Genomic DNA, 21,303 nt, shown 5'->3' with positions numbered 1-21,303 from the left:
TTGTGTCCGAATAGTGCGCTTTCGCACCAGATATGGGCGAATATTCGTGCCGAAGACGAAAATCAGCCTTCCTGGCGCACTCCATCGACGAGAATAAGGTTGCGGCTGAGGGCTTGGTCGCGGACCTCGAGAGCATGCGCATATTCGGGCGAGCGATACCAGGCTCTCGCTCGTTCCACATCCGGAAATTCCACGATCACGATCGCATTCGGCGACCAATCGCCCTCCAGTCGTTCGATCGGGCCGCCACGGACCAGATAGTGGCCGCCATAAAGGCCTATGGAGGCGGCCGCGCGGGTCCGGTAGGTCTGGAAGGCTTCGCTATCCCTGACGGTGACATCGGAAATGATATAGGCTGGCATCGGTTTCCTCCTCTCAAACTCAAGGTTGGCGCGGTCCGTGCTCGCGCGCCAATGCGTTTTTTCTTGAAGATCAGATAGACCGGTTCAACCGCTTGTCCATTTCCGTCGGCATGTACAGCCGGACGAAGGCCACGTATAGATTATGCAGATATTAACTGCTCACAGACACCATGACAGATGCTCCGCAGCCACCGTTGAAGCCCATTCTCCGCATCAGCTTTTCGGGGCAGGATCGGCTCGGGCGCGGCAAGATGGAGCTTCTCGAGCATATTCAGGAGACCGGCTCGATCTCGGCCGCCGGCCGCGCCATGGATATGTCCTACCGCCGGGCCTGGCTGCTCATCAGCGAACTCAACCACATGTTTCGCGAACCGGTCGTGGAATCGCAGCGCGGTGGTCAAAAGGGTGGCGGCGCTGCCCTGACGCCATTCGGCGAGGAGTTGTTGAGGCGCTTTCGCGGTATGGAAATGACGCTGCGAGCAGCAATAGCCGATGACCTGAACTGGCTCGAAGCCAATCGGAGCTCGGCGGACGCTTCTGCGAAGAAATCCTGACTAATGTTCGAGCGCCACGGTCTTGATGACCGCGTGGATCGGCAGCCCGATGCGCAGCCCCAGTCTTTCGGCTGAGAATTGCGTGATGCGGGCAGTGACGATGTCGCCGCCGCAATCGACCTCGATCTCAGTCGCCCCGTCAGCCGCCGTGCCGATTCCTAGCACTTTGCCATCGAGAATATTCAAGGCGCTCAGGCCTTCTGGTCGCGTCGTCGCCAGCATGACGTCACGGGCGGGAATGTGGACGCGCACGGTCTTGCCGACAGCCGCCGCCTGGCCCGGCACAAAGAGTTTTGCCGTCTTCAGAGCAATGACTGTCAGATGATGGCGATCGTCGATCGCCTCGACGCGGCCTTCCAGCAGCACACCGGCTTCGCGGCGATCCGCCGCCAGCGGGCCGGATAGCTGGCTGAAGATGTCGACGGCAGCGCCGATCGTCTCGATCTTACCGTCGCGCATGACGACGACGCGGTTGGCAAGGCGTGCCACCTCGGCGATGGAGTGGCTGACGTAGATGATCGGGATCTTCGTCTCGTCGCGCAACCGTTCGAGATAGGGAAGAATTTCCGCCTTGCGGGCTTCATCGAGCGCCGCAAGCGGCTCGTCCATCAGCAGGAGCCGCGGCGAAGAGAGCAGGGCGCGGCCGATCGCGACGCGCTGTTTCTCGCCCCCGGAAAGTTTGGCCGGCCTGCGGTCGAGCAACGCGCCGATGCCGAGAAGATCGACGACCCCGTCAAAGCTTTCACCGCGTTCGCTCTTGGGTGCGAACCAGCGGCCGTAATTGAGGTTCTGCCGCACGGATAGATGCGGAAACAGGCGTGCCTCCTGAAAGACATAGCCGAAGCGGCGGCGGTGACGCGCCACGAAGATCTGCTTGGTCGTATCGGCAAGCACGGTATCGTCAAAGCTGACATGGCCGTGATCAGGGCGCGTCAGGCCGGCAATGATGCGGACGATCGACGTCTTGCCCGAGCCGGAGCGGCCGAAAAGAGCTGTCACGCCGCCATCGGAGGTGAAGGAGGCCTCCAGCGAAAAGGTGCCGAGGCGGTGGCGGATATCGACCGAGAGCGTCATTCGAAATCCACCCTGCGGCCGGCGAGATAGGCAAGGAATTCCGAGGCAAGCAGCGCCGCCATGGAAATGACGATGGCGACGATGGTGAGGCGCATGGCGCCGGCATCGCCGCCTGGAACCTGCGTGAAGGTATAGATCGCCGAAGACAGCGTTTGTGTCTCGCCGGGAATATTGGAGACGAAGGTGATGGTGGCGCCAAATTCACCCATAGCCTTGGCGAAGGAGAGGATCATGCCGGCGATGACGCCGGGCAGGATCAGCGGCAGCGTTACGGTCACAAAGGTCCAGATGGGGCTGGCGCCCAATGTGCCGGCGGCTTCCTCCAGCTTGCGGTCGACGGCCTCGACCGACAGGCGGATGCTTCGGACCATCAGTGGAAAGCCCATGACGCCGCAGGCAAGTGCGGCACCCGTCCAGCGAAAGGAGAAGACGAGGCCGAGATATTGCTCGAGCAAAGATCCGATCGGCCCTTTGCGGCCGAAGAGAATGAGAAGGATGAAGCCCGTGACGACGGGCGGCAGGATCAGCGGCAGGTGAATGAGGCCATTGAGGATCGACTTGCCCCAAAAGCGGCCACGCGCAAGCAGAAGTGCTGCGCCGATGCCGAAGGGCAGGCTGACCAGCATGGCGACGATGGAAACGCGCAGGCTCAGCTCTATGGCCGTCCATTCGTCGCTGCTCAAACCCAATGTGTCCAAATCCCGCCCCTTAAACATCTCAGGCCCGCCACGACCGGCGAGCCTGATGATTGAACCTTCCTTGCCCGATCAGCGACAATGACGCTCATGGCTTCAGGATGGTGAAGCCCTCATGCTCGAAGAAGGGAACAGCCTTAGCCGATTTCAGAAAATCGAAATAGGCTTGTACATCCGGGTTCTTGCTGCCGCTGGTGATGGCGATCGGGTAGACGATCGGTGAATGGCTGTCGGCGGGGAAGGTGCCGACGACGGCAACGCCCGGATCGGCGGAGACATCGGTCTGATAGACGATGCCATAGGGCGCTTCGCCGCGCGAAACCAAGGCAAGGGCCGCGCGCACGCTTTCGGCGCCAGCGACCTTCTTTTCGATCGACGACCAGACGCCGAGCTTTTCCAGCGCCGTCTTGCCGTATTTGCCCGCCGGAACCGATTCCGGCTGGCCCATCGCCAGGCGGCCGTCGCCGAGCAGGCTAGCCAGATCGAAGCCCTGCTTGATCTCGACCGGCTTTGCCTTGTCCTTGGCGGCGACGAGAACGAGCTTGTTACCCAGCAGGTTGACGCGGCTGTCGTCCTTGATCAGCTTCTTGCCGGCGACATAATCCATCCAGTTGGTGTCGGCGGAGATGAAAACATCGGCCGGCGCGCCGTTTTCAAGCTGTTTTGCAAGCGGACCGCTCGCAGCATAGGAGACGGTAACCTCCTTGCCGGTTTCCTTGGTGAAGGCGGCATCGGCGTTGTCGAGCGCGTTCTTCATGCTGGCGGCGGCAAAGACGACGATTTTGTCGGCGGCGAACACCGGTGTTGGAATGACCGAAAGGCCGAGCCATGCAGCTGATGCTGCGGCGGTGGCAAGCTTGATCCATTGGCGTCGGCTGGTGGTCATTTCAATTCTCCCCAAAGATGTCGACATATTTCAAGAGATATAACGACGGACGAAGCTTGACTAGGGATGTGTTCCCAAAAATATATCGCGATAAGGTCGCGTAACCCTACGAATTCTATGGATTTTCCGTGGCGCGGCGCATGTGAACGGCTTTGGGCATTACAAAAATGCATGACTGACTTTGCCCAGTCGATTGGCGAACGCTCACGAAGCGAGACATAACGTTACGAACCGTGGGATCTCACGTCATTCTTTCGCCGAGTTAAGTCCGGACACTGAAAAGCAAGCGGCGCTCAATTTGCGAAAGAAGCGTTTTTTGGGCAGAAAATTTCCGTAGCCATGCGTTATATGCATTGCTGCATTGCGCAATCGCCCATTTATCAATCGGGAAAATCTGGTAAAACATAATCATCGAGACGGCGATCTCCTCCTCCCAATGCCGTCCGATATGGATCAGCAACTCTCCTCCTCCCAGTTGCTGATCAGGTTCAAAAGCCCGACGCACCTCCTCCCGCGTCGGGCTTTTTATTTTCCAGACTTTTCCAAAAGATCGATGAGATTATTGTGCGGCTCGCAACGCTGTCGAGCTTAGCGTGGAGCGTGGTCCGTGGATGAAGGTCCAGGCCGGCGCCCGCTTCTTCCAGAGTACGCGAGCATCATCTTCGTCGACGCGTGCGTAGTGGAAGGTCTTTGCCATCTTGGCCGAGAGGTAGGAGAGCGTCGATCCCGGCCGGTCGATAACGGCGATCGGGAAGGTTTGCGCAATTTCCTGCCACTTCTGCCAGCGATGGAACGTGTTCAGGCTGTCGGCGCCCATGATCCAGATGAAGTGGACATGGCGGTTGCGCGCCTTCACATGCGCGAGCGTATTGGCCGTGTAGCTCATACCCAGCGTCTGTTCGAAGGCTGTCACCTTGATGCGCGGATTGTGGAGGATCTGCTCGCTGCGCGCGATGCGCTCGGCAAGCGGCGCCAGATGATTGCGGCTCTTCAACGGGTTGCCCGGCGTTACCATCCACCAGAGCTGATCAAGGCCAAGCCGGCGGATGGCGATCTCGGCGACGAGTGCATGGCCTTCATGCGGCGGGTTGAATGAGCCGCCGAAAAGACCGACCACCATGCCGCGCTCGGCATGGGGCATGCGCAGATAGCGTTGATCAACCTCTTCTTTCAGCACGTCAGGGCCGTATCTGTCCGGTGCCGCGAACGCGATATTTGAAGGAGGTGAGCTGCTCGACGCCAACAGGCCCGCGCGCATGCATCTTGCCGGTGGCGATGCCGATTTCCGCGCCCATGCCGAATTCGCCGCCATCGGCAAATTGCGTCGAGGCATTGTGCAGCAGTATCGCCGAGTCGATCTCCGTGAAGAAGCGCTCGACGATAGCGGGGTCCTCGGCAATCACGGCTTCGGTGTGGTTCGACGAATATTTAGCGATATGCTCGATTGCGCCGGAAATGCCATCGACCAAGGCCACCGAAATGATCGCGGCCAGATATTCCGTTGTCCAGTCTTCTTCCGTTGCTGCCTTCAGGCCGGGTGCAAGCTTCAGCACATCGGCCGAACCGCGAATTTCGCAGCCTGCCGCGGCAAGTCCGTCGAGCAGTGGCTTCAGATGGGTGGAGGCGACCTTCTTGTCGACCAGCAGCGTTTCGGCAGCGCCGCAGATGCCCGTGCGGCGCATCTTGGCGTTGACGACGATGGATTTCGCCATCTCCAGATTGGCCGAGGCATCGATATAGATGTGGCAAAGGCCTTCAAGATGGGCAAAGACCGGCACGCGCGCTTCGGTCTGGACGCGTCCTACAAGACTCTTGCCACCGCGCGGCACGATAACGTCGATATTGCCTTCGAGGCCGCGCAGCATGGCGCCGACGGCAGCGCGATCGCTGACAGGCACGAGCTGGATAGCATGTTCCGGCAGGCCTGCCGCTTTCAACCCTTCGACCAGGCATTCATGAATCGCCTGCGAGGAGCGGCGCGAATCACTGCCGCAACGCAGGATCACGGCATTGCCGGCCTTGAGGCACAGCGCGCCGGCATCGGCCGTCACGTTCGGCCTGCTTTCGAAGATAACGCCGATGACGCCAAGCGGCGTGCGGACGCGTTCGATCTTCAGGCCGTTCGGGCGGTCCCAGGCAGCGATGACTTCACCCACCGGATCGGCGATGGCGGCGATGGCGCGAATGCCCTCGGCCATCTCGGCGACGCGCTTGTCGTTCAGCGTCAGGCGATCGACGAAGGAGGCAAGCATATCGGTGCCTACGACGTCTTTCAGGTCTTTGGCGTTTTCAGCGAGGATATGATCCTTGCGGGCCAAAATGGCATCCGCCATGGCATTCAACGCCTTGTTCTTGCTCTCAGTCGAAGCAAAGGCCAGAGGTCGCGATGCAGCCCGTGCCTTGCGACCGATATCGTTCATCAGCGCGTCGATGTCGGGGCTTTGTGCGACTGTATCAAGCATGAGCTTCATCCTTCTTCGATTTCTCGGCCTTCGTCTTGACGGATGACGTCATGACAAGATCGTCGCGATGCACCATGGCGGCGCGGCCGGCATAGCCGAGGATCGCCTCGATCTCAGCCGATTTGCGGCCGGTGATCTGGCGGGCCTCTTCGGCATCGTAGCCGACAAGGCCGCGGGCGATCTCCCGGCCGGAGGGGCCGATGACGGCGACGGTGTCACCGCGGCCGAAATGGCCGACGACGCGGCGCACACCGGCGGGCAGCAGGCTCTTGCCGGCGCCAAGCGCGGTTACGGCGCCATCGTCGACATGCAATTCGCCGGCCGGCTGCAGCTGCCCGGCAATCCAGGTCTTGCGGGCGGTAACGGGCGTACCCGATGGCGCAAACCAGGAGGAGCGGGCGCCGCTTTCGATTGATTTCAGCGGCCGGTCGGTCTTGCCGGACGCAATAATCATGGCGCAGCCGGCGCCGGTCGCGATCTTGCCGGCATCGATCTTGGTGCGCATGCCGCCACGCGACAGCTCGGAAGCGGCACCACCGGCCATGGCTTCGATCTCGGGCGTGATTTCGGCGATCGTATCGAGGAATTTTGCCTGCGGGTCGAGATGCGGCGGCGCTGTATAGAGCCCGTCGATATCCGACAATAGCACCAGCAGATCGGCGCCGGTCATGGTTGCGACGCGGGCCGCGAGGCGGTCATTGTCGCCATAACGGATTTCGCTGGTCGCGACCGTATCGTTCTCGTTGATGATCGGCACGGCGCCGATCTTCAGGAGCTGGTTGATGGTGGCACGGGCGTTGAGGTAACGGCGGCGCTCTTCGGTATCGCCGAGCGTCAGCAGGATCTGGCCGGCGACGATATCGTCATGCGACAGGCTTTCCGACCACGCGCGAGCAAGCGAGATCTGGCCGACAGCCGCCGCCGCCTGGCTTTCTTCCAGCTTCAGCGCACCGGAGGGCAGATCGAGCACGGAGCGGCCGAGCGCGATTGCGCCCGAGGAAACCACCAGGATATCGATGCCCTTGGCCTTCAGTGCGGCGATATCGGCGCACATGCCGTCGAGCCAGGATTTTTTCAAGCCGGTCTTGCGATCGACCAGGAGGGCGGAGCCGATCTTAATGACGATGCGGCGGTAGCGGTCGAGCGGCTTGCGGGCAGTCATCCCTGATGATCCTCGTCTTCGCTACGCTCGTCAGCGTCCTCATCGTCGGAAAGCTGCATGTCGCGATGCCGCACTTTCGGCGACTTTGCCGGCTTGTCCGCTTCGCCGGCATTGGCTTCGACGATCACGTCGCGCAGTGCGCGCAGCACTTCCGTCATGCCGCGACCGGTGACGGCGGAAATCTGGAAGGGTGTTCTGCCACAGGCTCGCGCCAGTTCGCGCGTCTTCTTCTTCAGCGTTTCTTCGTCCACCACGTCGATCTGCGAGAGAGCGACGATTTCAGGCTTGTCGGGGATACTGTTGCCATAAGCTTCGAGCTCGTGCTTCACGGTCTTGTAGGCCTTGCCGACCTTTTCCTCCTGGGCGGAAACCAGATGCAGCAGCACGCGGGTGCGCTCGACATGGCCGAGGAAGCGGTCGCCGATACCGACACCCTCATGGGCGCCCTCGATCAGGCCGGGAATGTCGGCGAGAATGAACTCCTGGCCATCGATGGTGGCGACGCCGAGATTGGGATGCAGCGTCGTGAACGGATAGTTGGCGATCTTCGGCCGGGCACGGCTAACAGCTGCGAGAAAAGTCGATTTTCCGGCATTCGGCAGACCGACGAGGCCGGCGTCGGCGATCAGCTTCAGCCGCAGCCAGATGGTCTTTTCTTCGCCCGGCAGGCCGGGATTGGCCCAATCGGGCGCCTGATTGACCGAGGATTTGAAATAAGCGTTGCCGAAGCCGCCATTGCCGCCGGCGGCAAGGCGGAAACGCTGGCCTTCCTGCGTGATGTCGCAGATCAGGGTTTCGCCATCTTCCTCGAAGATCTGCGTGCCGACAGGCACCCTCAGCGTCACGTCTTCACCCTTGGCGCCGGCGCGGTTCCTGCCCATGCCGTGCGTGCCAATCGTGGCCTTGAAATGCTGCTGGTAGCGGAAGTCGATCAGCGTATTGAGACCATTGACGGCTTCGACCCAGACATCGCCGCCGCGGCCGCCATCGCCGCCATCCGGGCCGCCGAATTCGATGAATTTCTCGCGCCGGAAGGAGACGCTGCCCGCGCCGCCGTCGCCTGAGCGAATATAGACTTTTGCTTCATCGAGAAATTTCATCTTACGTCCGTCACCCGGTGTCGGCGCATATCCCTTCGGATCGAATGGGATTCACAAAAGCCTATGCGCTCTTTTCAATGTCTGCCGCTCCTTCTGCATCCAAAAGACACATCGGGCGGCGTTTGCCCGTCATGTCGCCTTCGATATAGGCGCTTAGGGCTGAGGTCAAAGAATATCGTGCGGTTCCAGAGCCATAAAGGGGCGGAACCGCATGATTGGTATGACGGCCATCGCCGAACGGGCCGGCGATGGCCAATTTTCAGTGTCTTAAGCCACCTGCGAGAGCCGCAACGCGCCCGGCTTCAGTACGGTTTCGATATGCGGAACCATGGTGTTGCGGGCGAAGCTGTAGATCTCCGAGCAACCGGTGATCTCGAAGCCGAGCTTCTGCTGCAGCTTCAAGGATGCCGGGTTGTCGGCGAAGACGCCGGAATAGACCGCGACGTCGGGCATGCGGCGGGCAAAACGTTCGAGCGCAGCCTTGACCGCTTCGGTCATGATGCCTTGCCGCCAGTAGAAGCGGTTCAGCCAATAACCGAGGTGCCAGCGGCCGTGGCGAAGCTCGATGCCGACGCAGCCGATATGGGCATCATCCCGCTCGGTGATGGCGAGCTCCCAATCGACACCGAGGCCGGAGGTGTGCTCGACCAGCCAGTCGAGCGCATCCTGCCGGTCATAGGGCGCGGGAACGCGGGCCAGCATGCGGGTGACGGCGAAATCCGAAAGCGATTCCGCAATCATATCGGCATCGCTGAGCCGGTGCGGGCGCAGCGTCAGTCGGCCGGTCTGGATGACCGGCGTCGGTCCCGGCATCAGGATGCGGGCATCGCGGCGGGTGAGGGCGAGAGCGTTCATCTCATGCCTCCCCAGCTGCGCAACGAGATCCAGGTCTTGCGATCGAGCCTGTACCATTCGACCGGAACGGTGCTGCCGAGCGCCAGCGACGCGGCAAGGCCTGATCCCTGGAACTGGAAGCCGCACTTCTGGACGACGCGCCTCGATGCGACGTTCGTCACCCGGCAGCGGGCATCGATCTGCGCGACGTTCTCACGCGTGCGGAAGACCATGTCGATGAGGGCATGGGCCGCCTCCGTGGTATAGCCCTGGTTCCAGTGGGGCTCGCCCAGCCAGTACCCGATCTCGACCGTGTTCGGATCGCCCGTGGGTTCGACCCCGCAACAACCGAGAAAGGCGCCGTTGTCGGCTTTGGTAATGGCATAGACGCACTTGCCAATCTCGCCAAGCTTCGTGCGTCGCACGAAATCGGCGGCATCATTGGTCGTATACGGGTGCGGCATACGCGATACCATAGTGGCGACATTGGCGTTGTTGGCGAGATGGGCAAGGGCGTCGATGTCTTCTTCGTGGGGCGCGCGCAGAACGAGCCTTTCCGACAGTAAGACAGGGCAATCGGTCCTTAACCGCTCCGGCCTCAGCCGTTCTTCGGGAGACCTCGATTGGTCTTCCCTTAACAATTCGCCTTGCATGGTTCAGTCCTCCTTGGTTGAGGGTAAAGAAAAAGGGGAGATGGCGCCCCATCTCCCCTGTTTTCTGGACTGAACCTGATGCGGTCAGCCGGGTCGATGAGACGCCGGCTGTTTTAGAGCGCTACCGGCTTATTCCGCTGCTTCCGCTTTCGGCATTACAGACACGTACACGCGGCCATTGGCCTTCGTACGGTAGTTCACGTTGCCCGCCGTAAGCGCAAAAATCGTGTGATCCTTGCCGAGGCCAACGTTGGAACCCGGGTGCCACTGCGTGCCGCGCTGACGCACGATAATGTTGCCTGCGATGACGGCTTCGCCGCCGAACTTCTTCACGCCAAGGCGCTTGGATTCGGAATCGCGACCGTTGCGCGAGGAACCGCCAGCTTTTTTGTGTGCCATTGGAGTTCTCCTTTAAACCTTGATCCCGTTACTTACTTGGCAGCCACGATGTCCGTGATGCGGACGACCGTGTGATGCTGGCGATGGCCGCGCGAACGCTTCGAGTTCTGACGACGGCGCTTCTTGAAGGCGATGACCTTCTTGCCGCGGTTGTGCTCGACCACTTCGGCCTTGACGGAAGCGCCCTTGACGAAGGGAGCACCAATCGCAGCGTCGGCGCCTTCGCCGATAACGAGGACTTCGGTGAATTCTACGGTGCCGCCGGCGGTGACTTCGAGCTTCTCGATGGTCAGCACGTCGTTAGCTGCCACACGGTACTGCTTACCGCCGGTCTTGATGACTGCGAACATTTTTTATCCTTTCATGTTCGTTCCGGCTCTCTCGCCATGGGGACGAGCGGCCGTCTTTTTATCAGTCGAAACTTAGCAGGGATTCCAAAGGCTTCAGCCTTCAAAAAGTTCTGCCGGTGAAACCCTGCGCGAAGCAGGGAAGGCAAGGTGCGGACTTATCCACACCTATTGCGTCGCACGGGATATATAAGCGCCCCTGATCTGTCAAGGCAAAAGGATGAAAAGCTTTCACATTCGCCCTTGCCATCCCCCTCGTCTGTCGCTATGAGACAGCCCGCGCCAAATAAGCGCCGACCAGCATAACCGGAGAGGTGGCAGAGTGGTCGAATGCACCGCACTCGAAATGCGGCATGCCTGCAAGGGCATCGTGGGTTCAAATCCCACCCTCTCCGCCATTTTGGGCCTTTGTTTCAAGCCACTATCAAGCTAGCAGATGCGCTGGCAATCAGCTCAAAAGCCTCAACCCTCCGGAAACCGATAGACCACGTCCGCAAAAGACCCTGTCGGAAACACGTAGAAGAATTTCAAATTGGCGGATGATTCGTTGCGGATGCCGTGTTCGGCATTGCCGGGGATGAAGACGGTCGTGCCGGATTTGACCGCAGTTTCTTGACCGTCGATTCGCACGATGCCGGTTCCCTCGAAGATGAAGTAGATTTCCGATGGGTTGTGGCGATGGGGTTTCAGCTCACCGCCGGGTGCCAGTTCGGCGATGCCGGCGCTCATGCTGTCGGTGGGGGTGATATCGCTGCTGAGCAGAGTGTGCCAGGAGATCGAGCCGTGGACGGGATCGTTCCATCCGTCGCGCGGGCGTTCTTCGGCTGTGGTGATAACGGCTTGCGATCGTTGTGTCATTTCGCCTCAAAACGCTGGGTGAGCAACCATATCGGACGGTGTCACAAACGCTGAGAATGTCAATCGGGCTATATGGCTGCGGATCCGCGGTCGCGATGCCGGCGCAGCTAGGTTAGCGAAAAAAGTTAGCCGGCGAAAATCTTGCGAGCCGTTAGTTGAGTTTGTACGGCGGCTCGCTTGCCTCGATGCGGGAGCGAGAGGAAGAGAAGCGGAATCTGTGTCAAAGGCGTGTCTCAGGGATTTAGGGCTGGTGTGTTTGCCTTCGAGCAACAGTTCGATCACGGCCGAACTATTTCAGGTGTCATGTCGGCTACACTGGAACTCTCAAAGGAGAATTGCGATGTTGACCAACACAGCCGAATTCAACGCCGCCGCTGAGAGCGATCACGACCACATCGAAATCAAGCCCAGTGTGCTTTATGTCGGCACGCCCGTCGTGCTGATTACGAGCCTCAACCCTGACGGCACGACGAATATCTCGCCGATGTCTTCAGTTTGGGCTCTATATGATCGTGTCGTTCTAGGCCTGACATCGACCAGCAAGGGGCGGGAAAATCTCCTGCGCGAGCGTCAGCTGGTGCTGAATTTTCCGTCGCCGGAGCTGTGGCCGAAGGTTGAGGCGATCGCGCCGACGACGGGCCGCGACCCCGTTCCCTCACACAAGGAAAAGATCGGCTATCGTTTCGAGGCCGATAAATTCGATGTGGCCGGCTTCACGCCGCAGCCAGCCGATCTTGTGCGGCCTCTGCGCATCGCCGAATGTCCGATCCAGTTCGAGGCGGAGGTGGTGGCGGCGCATCCTCCCGGTGCGGAATGGCCCTCGGGGCGTCCCGAAGCCTTCTCCATCATCGAAGCGAAGGTCCTTCGCATCCACGCACACAAGAATATCGTCGTTGCCGGCACCAATCACATCGATACCAGCAGATGGAGCCCGCTGTTTTATGTGTTTCGGCATTATTTCGGCACTGGGCCGGATCTCGGCCGCACTTTCAAGGCCGAGAGATGATGCATTTTCGGCGGGACCGGCGAGCCGGCGCTGTTGCCCTTGATGACCAAACGCGTGGGTGTCGGCGAACGGGACGTCTGCACGGTGTTTTTGACCAGTCTGACGAGCCCCGCCTCCATGATCGCGCCATTGGCGATCAGCGAGATCTATTTCGCATCAAGGCATGTCTTTCCCGGACTGGTCTGGGTGCTCGGCGCTTCGCTCTATCTCCTCTGGATGCCGGCTCTCTTCGCAAACCTGTAGCGAGCAGATGAGCCGCCCTTAAGAGTATATGATGTCTGGCGCCGTCGTTCGGCTGCAATCAGTTGACGGAATCGTCCGGATCGGGATCCTTGACCTTGGTGAAGAGGCTCTTCAGCGCACTGGTCTTTACCTTCGTAGCCTTGTTGGCCTTGATCGCCCGTGTCGCGGCCTTGGCCTGTTCCAGCATCATCTCGATCTGGATCTGCTGGATCTCGGTCAGGCGCTCCCATTGGCGATTAAGGAGGTGGTCGACCTTTTCATGCAGGTGGCGGATTTCCAGTTCGGCCTTCAGATTGACCTTGTAGTCGTTGAGGGCGCGCAGGCGGTCCTTCTGTTCCTGGCGGCGCTGGCTCATCATGATGATCGGCGCCTGGAGGGCCGCAATCGTCGAAAGAACGAGATTCAGCAGGATGAACGGATAGGCGTCGAAGGCCTGCTTTTCGCCCATGACGAGATTGATCATCATCCAGACGGCGAGAAACAGACAGAAGGAGATAATGAAGGTCCAGCTGCCGCCGAAGGACGCGACGCCATCCGCCATGCGGTCGCCGATCGAGCGGTGGTCCTCGTAATCCTCTTCGATGTTCTCAGCCAGCGTATCATGCGTCTTCAGGCTTTCGACGACCTCGTCCTCGAGGTTGGAAAGCTCGCCGCGCTCCACTGTCAGCAGCTCGGCGATATATTGGGCGCGATAATCGTCCATCACCTTGCGGCTGATATAGTCGTCGGCACGGAGCTCGGGATGCTTCAGCCGCATGAAATCCGCCAGCGAGGGGCGGAGATCATCCACATGGACGGCATCTTTTTTCTTGAGCACCTGACCGGTGATGGCGTCGATCAGCTTGACGGACTTGGCCTTCGCCTGCGCGAGACTTTTGGTATAATCGTCCATCTCCACCACGGTTGGGCTCTCGCCCTCGCCCGCGTCGAAATCGACGATACCTTCCGCCGGCTCAAAGGTCTTCGTTTCTGTCATCTAAGGGGCCTTCTTTGACGTTTTCTCGCTCATTTAGCCAATAATGCGAACAGGAATATGACTGTTCGAAGACAGGAGATATTGCGACCGATACAGGCCGCTATCCCCCATCTGCAACTTTACTCTTCCATTTGCTCCTAGCAAATTTCTAGCGCCATTATCCTAAGCAACGGCAAACACCGCGCGCCGTCCTTGCGATCCGTTGCGCCGAATTTTGCCGGGACCTCTAAAAACAACCGCTCCGCGCGATTTCTTAAACGTTTTCAAAAGCGTTACGTGTTTCTGCAGGAATTTCTACCGATTCAATCAGGTTTTGATTTTTCACCCCTTGACCAAGGCCGGCCGACTTCTATTTGCCGCAGTGCAGCAGACATTCGTGACAGCGAATAAATGTTAAGGTTTCAATGAATTATCGGCAGCAGGTTGGGGGCCTGTTGTCGCGGATTTTTTAAAATGCGTGGAAAGGATCGCTATGCACAATCCCCCGGCAGAAGACTTGGAGTCCATCGCCCGGCAGGGCGGCCGCTTCAAGCGTATGGCTGTCAGGATACCGACTTACCTGACCGATCTCAAAGAGAATCCAGCCTGGCTGCCTATGTTCCTATTGGCCAGAACCCTGCCGTTTCGGCGCATCCATTGGCTGGCCACGAAGCAGCCCGTCAGGCTTCCGGTTTCCGGCACCTCGATGTTTGCCGACGCCGATCGCAGCGCCATCGTCAACGCCCTGCGGAGTGATGGCATCTATCCGAGCCTGATGCTGCCGGACCATATTCATCGGGAAATCGCCGAATTCGCCGCCAATACCGCCTGCTTCGGCAATTTCAACAGGAAGCTCGAATTTGTCGCAAGCGAACATAAGGAAGCGGAGGGTCGTTTCGGACGGCCGCTTCTGAGTGGACACTTCTTCGAGCGCTCGCTCGATTGCGAGGCTGTCATGGCGGTCCAGCGCGATCCGCTGCTGATCGACGTCGCCCGCCAATATCTCGGCGGGCAGGCCAAGGTAATCACCACCCGCATCTGGTGGAGCTTTCCGACGCAGGCTTCCGAGGCCGACAGAAGCCTCGCCTCGCTCGACAAATACCACTTCGATCTCGACGACTGGAGGATGCTGAAGTTCTTCTTCAATCTCGTCGATGTTGATGAGGGCACCGGCCCGCATGTCTTCGTCAAGGGAAGCCACAAGCGCCGGCGCGTCCGGCATCAGCTGACATTGCTTGTGGGGCATCCGGCCAACGAGGTGCTCGATTATTATGGGCAGGCGAGCGCGCTGACGCTGACAGGCAAGGCCGGCTCCGGCTTTGTTGAAGATCCCTTCGGTTTCCATATGGGCACCGTGCCGACGCAGAAGCCGAGACTGATGATGGAGGTGGGCTTTGGCGTTTCGAAGCCGTCGCGTCGCCGCTTTCATGGCGAACCCGTCCTGCGCTAACGCAAGCCGCGCGAAGTCCACTGCGGTTTTGCAACAACGTTATGCGCAAAATCAAAATGCGCATTTAGCTGGCATCATGGAGCGCCATTTATAATTGGCGCTCCCGTCTGACCGATCTCAGGCCGAGCGGCTGAACCGTCTGGCAATCAGGTGGTCGAGCGCGATGCGCCCCGGCCCGCCCGCGATGATTACCAGAAAGCAGGTTGCCCATGTGCCATGCGTCGGCCAGGCATCGGGATAGACGAAAATCTCGATGACCAGGGTCATGCCGAGCAGCGCCAGTGCCGACAGCCGGCTTGCCAATCCGATGACGAGCAGGAACGGGAAGAAATGCTCGCTGAAGGCGGCAATATGTGCGGCGATCCAGGGATCGACCAACGGCAGCTTATATTCCGTCTGAAAGAGATAGACGGCATTGTCGGTCACATGCCACCCATCCACCTTCGTCTGGCCGGATTGCCAGAAGACCGCGGCGATCGACAAACGCGCAATGAGCGCGATCAGATCATGCGGAATGCGGCCGAGAAGCTTCAGGGCGTCATGGAGCCTTTGAGGCACGGTTTCGCGTTCGGCCGGGGCGGCCGTCATCAACTGGTTTTGCATCGTCGTTCCTCTTGGCGTTCAGCGAATGGCCATGAAAGCGCCTGCCGTGAACGCACCGGCGAGGTTGGCAGAAAGATCGAAATTGGCGACCTCAGCGAGAGCCGTCTCATAGGCCTGGCCAAGGGCGGCGCCCGAAAACAGCTCTTCCAGAAAAGTTGCGCCACCAGGCGGCAGGCGATGTACTTCGACAATCATCTGCGGGCGGATGACGAGAGCATCCTCGCCCGTCCAATCGTCGATATCCGCAAGCTCGATTTCGCCGGTGTTCATCGCCCAGATGGTGACGGCCGGATAGACGGAACGCGCCACGGATGCGGAAGGATGCGGCACGAAAGTCAGTTCCGACAGGCCTGCCGGTTCGATGGTCGCCACGAGAGCCGCATCAAGCGGCACGGCGTCGGCTGCGTGATAGGCTCGACCCCGCAGCGCCTCCAGCCGCATGACTTCGGCTAGATAGGGGATTTCCCGCGCCGGTTCGAAACTCTCGACGAAATCGGGGAAATCATCGCCATAGGTAAGCAGCAGCGGCGAGCGCGGCGGATGCAGGCGGATGAACTCACGCGCCATGGCGGCGAAGAATTCCTCGCCGACGATCCTTTCCGCTGCCGGAAAGCGCGAGGAGAGCGCACCGATCAGGCCGATGGTGACATTGCTGCGATAGACGCCGAAACGTCGTGCGGGTCGTGAGCCGTTCCAGGCCGTCAGTCCATCCGGCACCGCGAGAGCGGGATCGATGAGCGCTGCGGCGAATTCGCTTTGCGTGGAGAGAGACATCCAACCCTCCTCAGGCTGCCCGACGTGCGGTGGCGCGCTTCAGGATGGTTTCGGCCGCTTCGGCCTCGGCCCTCAAAACCGGCCATTCCGGCACGTCGTTATCCCACTCGACCAGGCTGGCAATCGGTCCGGTGCGATCGATCAGCTCTTCATAGAGCGCCCAGACCGGATCTTTCACCGGTGTATCGTGGCTGTCGATCAAAAGCGGCGCGCCTGAGTCGTCGATGGTCTCCGAATGGCCGCTCAGATGGATCTCGCGCACCCATTGCACAGGAAAGCGTTTGAGATAGGCCTGCGCGTCCATGTGATGGTTGGTGGCGGCGACGAAGACATTGTTGACGTCGAGCAGCAGGCCGCAGCCGGTGCGTCTGGCGACTTCGGCCAGAAATTCCGTTTCCTCGATCGTGCTCTCTTCGAAGAGCAGGTAGGTAGCCGGATTCTCGAGCAGCATCTGGCGACCGAGTATTGTCTGCACCTGATCGATATGGGTGCAGACCTGCGATAGCGTCGCTTCGGTATAGGGCAGGGGCAGGAGATCGTTGAGAAAGGTCGTATCATGGGTCGACCAGGCGAGGTGCTCCGAAAAGCTCTCCGGCTCGTAGCGATCGCAGACGATCTTCAGGCGGGCAAGATGCTCGCTATCCAAAGGTTGCATCGAGCCGATGGAGAGGCCGACGCCATGGACGGACAAGGCATAGTCTCGGCGCAGCCTCCCGAGCTGGGCATGCGGCGGACCGCCGGCACCCATATAGTTTTCGGCATGGACTTCAAAGAAGCTGATCGGCTGCGCGGCCGCATTGATCGCGGCAAAATGTTCCGGCTTGAAGCCGACGCCGGCGTGGCGGGGAAGTTCTGACGGTTTCATTGCAGGCCTCCGGGTGAGAGTAATTCCAGCAAAGTTACGAAGCGGTTTGCGTTCGGAAGGGCGGCGCCGCTTGTGAAAGGCTGCGCCGCCCACGTGTTTACGCTGTCTTGTCAGACCGGGGCTGGACCCTGCGCCAGAGTGCCGTGGCCGTTTGGCGTCTTGATCGTCTCGCAGGTTCCGGCGGGAACTAGCTTCCACGAGTTGCGCTGATAGTCGACCTTCGACGTGCCGGCGCAGGTCGTGCCGGCGCCGGCGGCGCAATCGTTTTGGCCCTTGAGGGCAACGCCGTAGCATTTTTCCTTGGCATCGGCGGCTGATACGGTCGTTGCGCCGGCAACCAGCGTCACCGCCGTTGCAACCGATGCGGCCAGGGCGAGTGCGGACATCTTGCTCATGACAAACTCCTTACGAGAGATGATTGACGATCAATCCGGTTTCGGATCAGGCCGGGGTCAGCGAACCGTGGCCCTTCGGGGTCTTCATTGAGGTGCAGGTGCCCGTCGGAACAAGCTTGAAGGACATCTTGTCGTAGCTCATGGTCGACTTGCCGGCACAATCATGCTTGCCGGCGGCGCAATCGTTCTGACCCTTGAGAGCGACGCCGTAGCATTTTTCCTTGGAATCGGCGGCCGAAGCCGGGGCGGCGACGGATGCAAGTGCCGAGGCGATCGAGCCAGCAATGGCCAGGGTGAGGATGCTGTTCTTCATGGATCTGTCTCCTAGATGGATGCGAGCCGTCATTGGCTTGCATCGAGGTCTACGGAGCGTCTGGAGCGGATGTTACAGCCGCATCGGAATTTTTTTAGAGATGGCGTCATTTATATTGTGCCGGCTATCTGCTGCGGCGGGCAATAGCCGAGCAGGTGTGGGGGGTGAGGCTGGCATGTGCATGGGTAGCAGACGCATCCGGCGGGGAATCTGTCGCGGAGACGAAAGGGCTTGAAAAATAGTTGCCGTTGCCGGTAACGAAAGCTTGCGGTCCCGCGTAGAGGAGATGTCGGATGAATCATTCGGCGCGCGAAGAGGAATGGGCAGTCTGGATGCGCGCGGCCATCGGCGGCGATGTGCAGGCCTATCACCGTTTCCTCACCGCTGTGACGCCGCATCTGCGCGCCATGGCGCGCCGGCGCTGCGACCAGCTGGGTGCGCCGGTAAGCGAGGCCGAGGATGTGGTTCAGGAAGTGCTGCTGGCCATCCATCTGAAGCGTGGCACATGGGATTCATCCCGCCCGATCGGACCTTGGCTGTCGACGATCGTGCGCAACAAGCTGATCGATAGCCTGAGACGGCGCGGGCGGCATATGAGCGTACCGATCGACGATGTGATCGATTTCCTGGAGGCGGAAGTGCATACCGACTCCCTGGACCGGCTCGATGTCGATCGTATGTTGGAGCTGTTGAAAGACCCGCAGAAGACGATCGTGCGCTCGATTTCTGTCGAGGGAACAAGTGTTCGGGAAACGGCGGACCGGCTGAAGATGACGGAAGGGGCGGTGCGCGTGGCGCTGCACCGCGCGCTAAAGGCGCTTGCGGCTTTGTATCGGAGTGAGACCAGTGAAAACCGATGACCTCATCAATCTTCTGGCGCAGGACGCGCCGGTCCGCATGCGGATCGGCAGGGTCCTGACCCTGGCGGTCGTCGGGGGTATCCTGATCAGCGGCGGTATCTTCTTCGCCATGATCGGCTTTCGAGCCGATATCGATACAGCCATGGAGACCGTCCGTTTCCTGTTCAAGTTCGTGGTGACCATCGCGCTTGCCGCAACGGCCTGCGCTGTCGTTTTCCGCATCGGGCGGCCGGGCGCATCGCTGCGCCTGTGGGGCTGGACGCTGCTCTTGGCGCCCATCCTGCTGCTTGTCGCCGCGGCCATCGAAATGGCCGTCATGCCGGCCGACAGCTGGAGTGCGCGGATGATCGGCCACAACGCCCGCTTCTGCCTGACGCTCATCCCGCTTTTGTCGATCGGCCCGCTTGCCTGCTTCCTGTTCGCCCTGCGCCAGGGCGCGCCGGAAAAACCGGGTGCCGCCGGCGCCGTCGCCGGCCTTGCCGCTAGCGGCATCGCCGCAACCTTCTATGCCTCCAACTGCACGGACGACAGCCCGCTTTTCGTCCTGCTCTGGTACCCGATCGCGATCGCCATGGTGACAGCTGTCGGATATGCCCTCGGGAGGCGCCTGTTGCGCTGGTGAAATAATCAATCCTCAACTTCCACCAGGGGCCACCATCTTGAGCATCGACGGTGCTCCGCCAAAAAAATGCATTTGCCTGCGTTAAACTATTTGCATCTGCGACGAATTCTATTATAGAGGCCCAGCCTTCACCGCGAAGGGTTTTATCGCCTGGCGGTCGTTGGGGAATAGTTCAATGGTAGAACGACGGACTCTGACTCCGTTAATCTTGGTTCGAGTCCAGGTTCCCCAGCCAATTTCAAGCTTCCCGATTCGAATAAACATTTTTGGTTTGCCTCTGGTGCTTGAGGCGGATATCCGTCTTCCTATGATTGAAATCTTTTCGAAGGAGAAACTACTCCTTGTCATGAGATTTGATTTGTCTTGGATTGTGTCGGCAATTTAGCTGCGTGCCTAAAATGGATTTTAGATGACGATATTGGTTTCGGGCGGAGCCGGGTTTATCGGCGGGAACTTTGTCTTGGACTGGCTTGAGCGACACGACGAGACGGTCGTCAATCTGGACAAGCTGACCTACGCCGGCAATCTAGATACGCTGAAGGGATTGAAGGGTGATGATCGCCATGTGTTCGTGCATGGCGATATTGGCGATCGCGAGCTGGTAAGCGATTTGCTGGCGATGCACCGGCCGCGTGCGGTCATCAATTTCGCAGCCGAAAGTCATGTCGACCGGTCCATTCACGGTCCCGGCGATTTCATCCAGACGAATATTGTCGGTACCTTCAATCTGCTGGAAGCTGTGCGCGGCTATTGGGATGGCTTGCCGGACGGGGAGAAGCAAGGCTTCCGCTTTCTGCACGTCTCGACGGACGAGGTCTATGGCACGCTGTCGAAGGATGATGCGCCGTTCAATGAGCTCAATCGCTATGAGCCGAACAGCCCCTATTCGGCGAGCAAGGCGGCCTCCGATCATCTTGTGCGCGCCTGGCACCACACTTATGGCCTGCCTATCCTAACGACGAACTGCAGCAACAATTACGGACCTTACCATTTTCCGGAAAAGCTGATCCCGCTGGTGATCTTGAACGCGCTTTCGGGAAAGAGCCTGCCGATCTATGGCGATGGCCAGCAGATCCGCGACTGGCTTTACGTCCGGGATCATTGCAGCGCCATTCGCCGCGTCCTGGAAGCCGGCAAGCTCGGTGAGACCTATAATGTCGGCGGCTGGAATGAGAAGCCCAATCTCGATGTCGTGCGGACGATCTGCGCCATCCTCGATGAGCTGAGGCCGAAGGCTGATGGCGGCCACTACAGCGATCAGATCACCTTCGTTAAGGACCGGCCCGGTCATGATCGCCGCTATGCGATCGATGCCCGCAAGCTCGAGCGCGAACTCGGCTGGAAGCCCGCGGAAACCTTCGAGACCGGCATTCGCAAGACGATCGCATGGTATCTCGAAAACCAGGACTGGGTCCGTAATGTCACGAGCGGCGCCTATCGTGAATGGGTTGGCAAGCAGTACGAGGCCCAGTTGTGAGTGCCATTCTTGTCACCGGCGCCAACGGCCAGGTCGGTTTCGAGCTGCAGCGTTCGCTTAGCGTTGTGGGGAATGTCGTTGCCCTGACGCGTGCGGACATGGATCTGGCCAGCGAAACAGGCATCCTTGCCGCTCTCGACGAGCACAAGCCAGGTATCATCGTCAATCCGGCCGCCTATACGGCGGTGGATCGGGCCGAGAGCGATAAAGAGCTGGCGATGGCAGTCAATGCCACAGCTCCGGGGATACTAGCGCGCTGGGCGGCGGACAATGGTGCCTGGCTCATCCATTACTCCACAGACTATGTCTTCGACGGCACGAAAGCTGATCCCTATCAGGAAGACGATGCGGTCA

At 59.8% G+C, this 21,303-nt stretch carries 28 protein-coding genes and 2 tRNA genes; 10 read left to right on the top strand and 20 right to left on the bottom strand.

Annotated features, from left to right (window positions below; genetic code table 11):
- Nucleotides 1–62: 62 nt before the first annotated feature.
- Entirely contained in the window at nucleotides 63–362 is a 300-nt protein-coding gene (locus AC13RE_RS24210) for a DUF1330 domain-containing protein (protein ID WP_488564826.1), read from the bottom strand.
- Between the two features lie 170 nt (nucleotides 363–532).
- Between AC13RE_RS24210 and AC13RE_RS24205 the strand changes: the two genes are divergently transcribed.
- Nucleotides 533–916: a winged helix-turn-helix domain-containing protein gene (locus AC13RE_RS24205; RefSeq protein ID WP_112338644.1), complete on the top strand. Its 384-nt coding sequence runs from the start codon at nucleotides 533–535 to the stop codon at nucleotides 914–916.
- Here AC13RE_RS24205 and modC read toward each other — a convergent pair whose 3' ends face one another.
- The 12 genes from modC to rplU form a co-directional block, all read right to left on the bottom strand.
- Nucleotides 917–1,990, bottom strand: a complete 1,074-nt coding sequence (gene modC, locus AC13RE_RS24200; protein WP_488564825.1) for a molybdenum ABC transporter ATP-binding protein — start codon at nucleotides 1,988–1,990, stop codon at nucleotides 917–919. It abuts the gene before it with no gap.
- Entirely contained in the window at nucleotides 1,987–2,688 is a 702-nt protein-coding gene (gene modB / locus AC13RE_RS24195) for a molybdate ABC transporter permease subunit (protein ID WP_488564824.1), read from the bottom strand. The genes modC and modB overlap by 4 nt, the downstream gene beginning before the upstream one ends.
- An 85-nt stretch (nucleotides 2,689–2,773) precedes the next feature.
- Nucleotides 2,774–3,571 (bottom strand): molybdate ABC transporter substrate-binding protein, encoded by a 798-nt coding sequence (modA, locus tag AC13RE_RS24190; protein WP_488564823.1) that lies wholly within the window; start codon nucleotides 3,569–3,571, stop codon nucleotides 2,774–2,776.
- A gap of 262 nt (nucleotides 3,572–3,833) precedes the next feature.
- Complete coding sequence (locus tag AC13RE_RS24185) at nucleotides 3,834–4,031, bottom strand: hypothetical protein (RefSeq protein WP_488564822.1); 198 nt, start codon at nucleotides 4,029–4,031, stop codon at nucleotides 3,834–3,836.
- A gap of 99 nt (nucleotides 4,032–4,130) precedes the next feature.
- Entirely contained in the window at nucleotides 4,131–4,712 is a 582-nt protein-coding gene (locus tag AC13RE_RS24180; protein WP_488564876.1) for a nicotinate-nucleotide adenylyltransferase, read from the bottom strand.
- 37 nt (nucleotides 4,713–4,749) lie between these two features.
- A complete protein-coding gene (locus AC13RE_RS24175; protein WP_488564821.1) occupies nucleotides 4,750–6,033 on the bottom strand; it encodes a glutamate-5-semialdehyde dehydrogenase in 1,284 nt (427 codons plus the stop codon).
- The gene (gene proB, locus AC13RE_RS24170) at nucleotides 6,026–7,195 is read right to left on the bottom strand and encodes a glutamate 5-kinase (protein WP_488564820.1); all 1,170 of its coding nucleotides are present in this window, start codon (nucleotides 7,193–7,195) and stop codon (nucleotides 6,026–6,028) included. Before proB ends, AC13RE_RS24175 begins: the two co-directional genes overlap by 8 nt.
- Entirely contained in the window at nucleotides 7,192–8,295 is a 1,104-nt protein-coding gene (gene obgE, locus AC13RE_RS24165) for a GTPase ObgE (RefSeq protein WP_132719729.1), read from the bottom strand. Before obgE ends, proB begins: the two co-directional genes overlap by 4 nt.
- Before the next feature lie 267 nt (nucleotides 8,296–8,562).
- Entirely contained in the window at nucleotides 8,563–9,150 is a 588-nt protein-coding gene (locus tag AC13RE_RS24160) for a GNAT family N-acetyltransferase (RefSeq protein WP_488564819.1), read from the bottom strand.
- The gene (locus AC13RE_RS24155) at nucleotides 9,147–9,782 is read right to left on the bottom strand and encodes a GNAT family N-acetyltransferase (protein WP_015341719.1); all 636 of its coding nucleotides are present in this window, start codon (nucleotides 9,780–9,782) and stop codon (nucleotides 9,147–9,149) included. The genes AC13RE_RS24160 and AC13RE_RS24155 overlap by 4 nt, the downstream gene beginning before the upstream one ends.
- A 129-nt stretch (nucleotides 9,783–9,911) precedes the next feature.
- On the bottom strand, nucleotides 9,912–10,181 hold the full coding sequence (rpmA, locus tag AC13RE_RS24150) for a 50S ribosomal protein L27 (protein WP_004127267.1): 270 nt from the start codon (nucleotides 10,179–10,181) through the stop codon (nucleotides 9,912–9,914).
- A 32-nt stretch (nucleotides 10,182–10,213) separates the two neighbouring features.
- Nucleotides 10,214–10,531: a 50S ribosomal protein L21 gene (rplU, locus tag AC13RE_RS24145; protein ID WP_004127263.1), complete on the bottom strand. Its 318-nt coding sequence runs from the start codon at nucleotides 10,529–10,531 to the stop codon at nucleotides 10,214–10,216.
- Between the two features lie 305 nt (nucleotides 10,532–10,836).
- On the opposite strand from rplU, the gene AC13RE_RS24140 reads away from it, so the two are divergent.
- Nucleotides 10,837–10,926 (top strand) — tRNA-Ser (locus AC13RE_RS24140).
- A gap of 64 nt (nucleotides 10,927–10,990) precedes the next feature.
- Here AC13RE_RS24140 and AC13RE_RS24135 read toward each other — a convergent pair.
- Nucleotides 10,991–11,386, bottom strand: coding sequence for a cupin domain-containing protein (locus AC13RE_RS24135; RefSeq protein ID WP_132719753.1), 396 nt, complete (start codon nucleotides 11,384–11,386; stop codon nucleotides 10,991–10,993).
- Nucleotides 11,387–11,726: 340 nt separating this feature from the next.
- On the opposite strand from AC13RE_RS24135, the gene AC13RE_RS24130 reads away from it, so the two are divergent.
- Together AC13RE_RS24130 and AC13RE_RS24125 are read left to right on the top strand one after the other, a co-directional pair.
- Nucleotides 11,727–12,392, top strand: a complete 666-nt coding sequence (locus AC13RE_RS24130) for a flavin reductase family protein (RefSeq protein ID WP_488564818.1) — start codon at nucleotides 11,727–11,729, stop codon at nucleotides 12,390–12,392.
- A gap of 42 nt (nucleotides 12,393–12,434) precedes the next feature.
- The gene (locus AC13RE_RS24125) at nucleotides 12,435–12,635 is read left to right on the top strand and encodes a hypothetical protein (RefSeq protein WP_488564817.1); all 201 of its coding nucleotides are present in this window, start codon (nucleotides 12,435–12,437) and stop codon (nucleotides 12,633–12,635) included.
- Nucleotides 12,636–12,693: 58 nt separating this feature from the next.
- Here the strand turns inward: AC13RE_RS24125 and AC13RE_RS24120 are convergent, their stop codons facing one another.
- Nucleotides 12,694–13,611, bottom strand: a complete 918-nt coding sequence (locus AC13RE_RS24120; protein ID WP_488564816.1) for a DUF1003 domain-containing protein — start codon at nucleotides 13,609–13,611, stop codon at nucleotides 12,694–12,696.
- 472 nt (nucleotides 13,612–14,083) lie between these two features.
- Between AC13RE_RS24120 and AC13RE_RS24115 the strand changes: the two genes are divergently transcribed.
- A complete protein-coding gene (locus AC13RE_RS24115; protein ID WP_488564815.1) occupies nucleotides 14,084–15,040 on the top strand; it encodes a phytanoyl-CoA dioxygenase family protein in 957 nt (318 codons plus the stop codon).
- A gap of 117 nt (nucleotides 15,041–15,157) precedes the next feature.
- Here the strand turns inward: AC13RE_RS24115 and AC13RE_RS24110 are convergent, their stop codons facing one another.
- From AC13RE_RS24110 to AC13RE_RS24090, 5 genes are all read right to left on the bottom strand, one after another.
- On the bottom strand, nucleotides 15,158–15,643 hold the full coding sequence (locus tag AC13RE_RS24110; protein ID WP_488564814.1) for a DoxX family protein: 486 nt from the start codon (nucleotides 15,641–15,643) through the stop codon (nucleotides 15,158–15,160).
- Nucleotides 15,644–15,661: 18 nt separating this feature from the next.
- On the bottom strand, nucleotides 15,662–16,417 hold the full coding sequence (locus tag AC13RE_RS24105; RefSeq protein ID WP_488564813.1) for an HvfC/BufC N-terminal domain-containing protein: 756 nt from the start codon (nucleotides 16,415–16,417) through the stop codon (nucleotides 15,662–15,664).
- Between the two features lie 10 nt (nucleotides 16,418–16,427).
- Nucleotides 16,428–17,282, bottom strand: coding sequence for an MNIO family bufferin maturase (bufB, locus tag AC13RE_RS24100; RefSeq protein WP_132719764.1), 855 nt, complete (start codon nucleotides 17,280–17,282; stop codon nucleotides 16,428–16,430).
- Nucleotides 17,283–17,392: 110 nt separating this feature from the next.
- Nucleotides 17,393–17,677, bottom strand: coding sequence for a BufA1 family periplasmic bufferin-type metallophore (locus AC13RE_RS24095; protein ID WP_488564812.1), 285 nt, complete (start codon nucleotides 17,675–17,677; stop codon nucleotides 17,393–17,395).
- A 46-nt stretch (nucleotides 17,678–17,723) separates the two neighbouring features.
- A complete protein-coding gene (locus AC13RE_RS24090) occupies nucleotides 17,724–17,990 on the bottom strand; it encodes a BufA1 family periplasmic bufferin-type metallophore (protein ID WP_488564811.1) in 267 nt (88 codons plus the stop codon).
- Nucleotides 17,991–18,283: 293 nt separating this feature from the next.
- Here AC13RE_RS24090 and AC13RE_RS24085 point away from each other — a divergent pair, with 293 nt between their 5' ends.
- From AC13RE_RS24085 to AC13RE_RS24065, 5 genes are all read left to right on the top strand, one after another.
- The gene (locus AC13RE_RS24085; RefSeq protein WP_488564810.1) at nucleotides 18,284–18,850 is read left to right on the top strand and encodes a sigma-70 family RNA polymerase sigma factor; all 567 of its coding nucleotides are present in this window, start codon (nucleotides 18,284–18,286) and stop codon (nucleotides 18,848–18,850) included.
- Nucleotides 18,837–19,472 carry an NrsF family protein gene (locus AC13RE_RS24080; RefSeq protein WP_488564809.1) on the top strand — a complete coding sequence of 212 codons (636 nt, stop codon included), beginning with the start codon at nucleotides 18,837–18,839 and terminating at the stop codon, nucleotides 19,470–19,472. Before AC13RE_RS24085 ends, AC13RE_RS24080 begins: the two co-directional genes overlap by 14 nt.
- 161 nt (nucleotides 19,473–19,633) lie before the next feature.
- Nucleotides 19,634–19,707: transfer RNA gene (locus tag AC13RE_RS24075), tRNA-Gln, on the top strand.
- Nucleotides 19,708–19,881: 174 nt separating this feature from the next.
- Nucleotides 19,882–20,949: a dTDP-glucose 4,6-dehydratase gene (rfbB, locus tag AC13RE_RS24070; protein WP_488564808.1), complete on the top strand. Its 1,068-nt coding sequence runs from the start codon at nucleotides 19,882–19,884 to the stop codon at nucleotides 20,947–20,949.
- The coding region (locus AC13RE_RS24065; RefSeq protein WP_488564807.1) for an SDR family oxidoreductase at nucleotides 20,946–21,303 on the top strand (358 nt) is incomplete at its 3' end. The genes rfbB and AC13RE_RS24065, both read left to right, overlap by 4 nt.

This window comes from Martinezella sp. CNPSo 3959, assembly GCF_057784355.1.
Note: the sequence above shows the minus strand (reverse complement) of the source record. Positions and strands in the feature narration are given on the sequence as shown.

What these genes read in the sequence shown, in the direction of transcription:
- rplU (WP_004127263.1), bottom strand. Translation starts at nt 10,531, where the DNA reads ATGTTCGCAGTCATCAAGACCGGCGGTAAGCAGTACCGTGTGGCAGCT.
- AC13RE_RS24180 (WP_488564876.1), bottom strand. Translation starts at nt 4,712, where the DNA reads ATGCCCCATGCCGAGCGCGGCATGGTGGTCGGTCTTTTCGGCGGCTCA.
- obgE (WP_132719729.1), bottom strand. Translation starts at nt 8,295, where the DNA reads ATGAAATTTCTCGATGAAGCAAAAGTCTATATTCGCTCAGGCGACGGC.
- AC13RE_RS24205 (WP_112338644.1), top strand. Translation starts at nt 533, where the DNA reads ATGACAGATGCTCCGCAGCCACCGTTGAAGCCCATTCTCCGCATCAGC.
- AC13RE_RS24095 (WP_488564812.1), bottom strand. Translation starts at nt 17,677, where the DNA reads ATGAGCAAGATGTCCGCACTCGCCCTGGCCGCATCGGTTGCAACGGCG.
- AC13RE_RS24175 (WP_488564821.1), bottom strand. Translation starts at nt 6,033, where the DNA reads ATGCTTGATACAGTCGCACAAAGCCCCGACATCGACGCGCTGATGAAC.
- rpmA (WP_004127267.1), bottom strand. Translation starts at nt 10,181, where the DNA reads ATGGCACACAAAAAAGCTGGCGGTTCCTCGCGCAACGGTCGCGATTCC.
- AC13RE_RS24085 (WP_488564810.1), top strand. Translation starts at nt 18,284, where the DNA reads ATGAATCATTCGGCGCGCGAAGAGGAATGGGCAGTCTGGATGCGCGCG.
- modA (WP_488564823.1), bottom strand. Translation starts at nt 3,571, where the DNA reads ATGACCACCAGCCGACGCCAATGGATCAAGCTTGCCACCGCCGCAGCA.
- AC13RE_RS24125 (WP_488564817.1), top strand. Translation starts at nt 12,435, where the DNA reads ATGACCAAACGCGTGGGTGTCGGCGAACGGGACGTCTGCACGGTGTTT.
- rfbB (WP_488564808.1), top strand. Translation starts at nt 19,882, where the DNA reads ATGACGATATTGGTTTCGGGCGGAGCCGGGTTTATCGGCGGGAACTTT.
- AC13RE_RS24105 (WP_488564813.1), bottom strand. Translation starts at nt 16,417, where the DNA reads ATGTCTCTCTCCACGCAAAGCGAATTCGCCGCAGCGCTCATCGATCCC.
- AC13RE_RS24155 (WP_015341719.1), bottom strand. Translation starts at nt 9,782, where the DNA reads ATGCAAGGCGAATTGTTAAGGGAAGACCAATCGAGGTCTCCCGAAGAA.
- AC13RE_RS24210 (WP_488564826.1), bottom strand. Translation starts at nt 362, where the DNA reads ATGCCAGCCTATATCATTTCCGATGTCACCGTCAGGGATAGCGAAGCC.
- AC13RE_RS24120 (WP_488564816.1), bottom strand. Translation starts at nt 13,611, where the DNA reads ATGACAGAAACGAAGACCTTTGAGCCGGCGGAAGGTATCGTCGATTTC.
- modC (WP_488564825.1), bottom strand. Translation starts at nt 1,990, where the DNA reads ATGACGCTCTCGGTCGATATCCGCCACCGCCTCGGCACCTTTTCGCTG.
- AC13RE_RS24135 (WP_132719753.1), bottom strand. Translation starts at nt 11,386, where the DNA reads ATGACACAACGATCGCAAGCCGTTATCACCACAGCCGAAGAACGCCCG.
- AC13RE_RS24090 (WP_488564811.1), bottom strand. Translation starts at nt 17,990, where the DNA reads ATGAAGAACAGCATCCTCACCCTGGCCATTGCTGGCTCGATCGCCTCG.
- bufB (WP_132719764.1), bottom strand. Translation starts at nt 17,282, where the DNA reads ATGAAACCGTCAGAACTTCCCCGCCACGCCGGCGTCGGCTTCAAGCCG.
- AC13RE_RS24160 (WP_488564819.1), bottom strand. Translation starts at nt 9,150, where the DNA reads ATGAACGCTCTCGCCCTCACCCGCCGCGATGCCCGCATCCTGATGCCG.
- AC13RE_RS24110 (WP_488564814.1), bottom strand. Translation starts at nt 15,643, where the DNA reads ATGCAAAACCAGTTGATGACGGCCGCCCCGGCCGAACGCGAAACCGTG.
- proB (WP_488564820.1), bottom strand. Translation starts at nt 7,195, where the DNA reads ATGACTGCCCGCAAGCCGCTCGACCGCTACCGCCGCATCGTCATTAAG.
- AC13RE_RS24130 (WP_488564818.1), top strand. Translation starts at nt 11,727, where the DNA reads ATGTTGACCAACACAGCCGAATTCAACGCCGCCGCTGAGAGCGATCAC.
- AC13RE_RS24115 (WP_488564815.1), top strand. Translation starts at nt 14,084, where the DNA reads ATGCACAATCCCCCGGCAGAAGACTTGGAGTCCATCGCCCGGCAGGGC.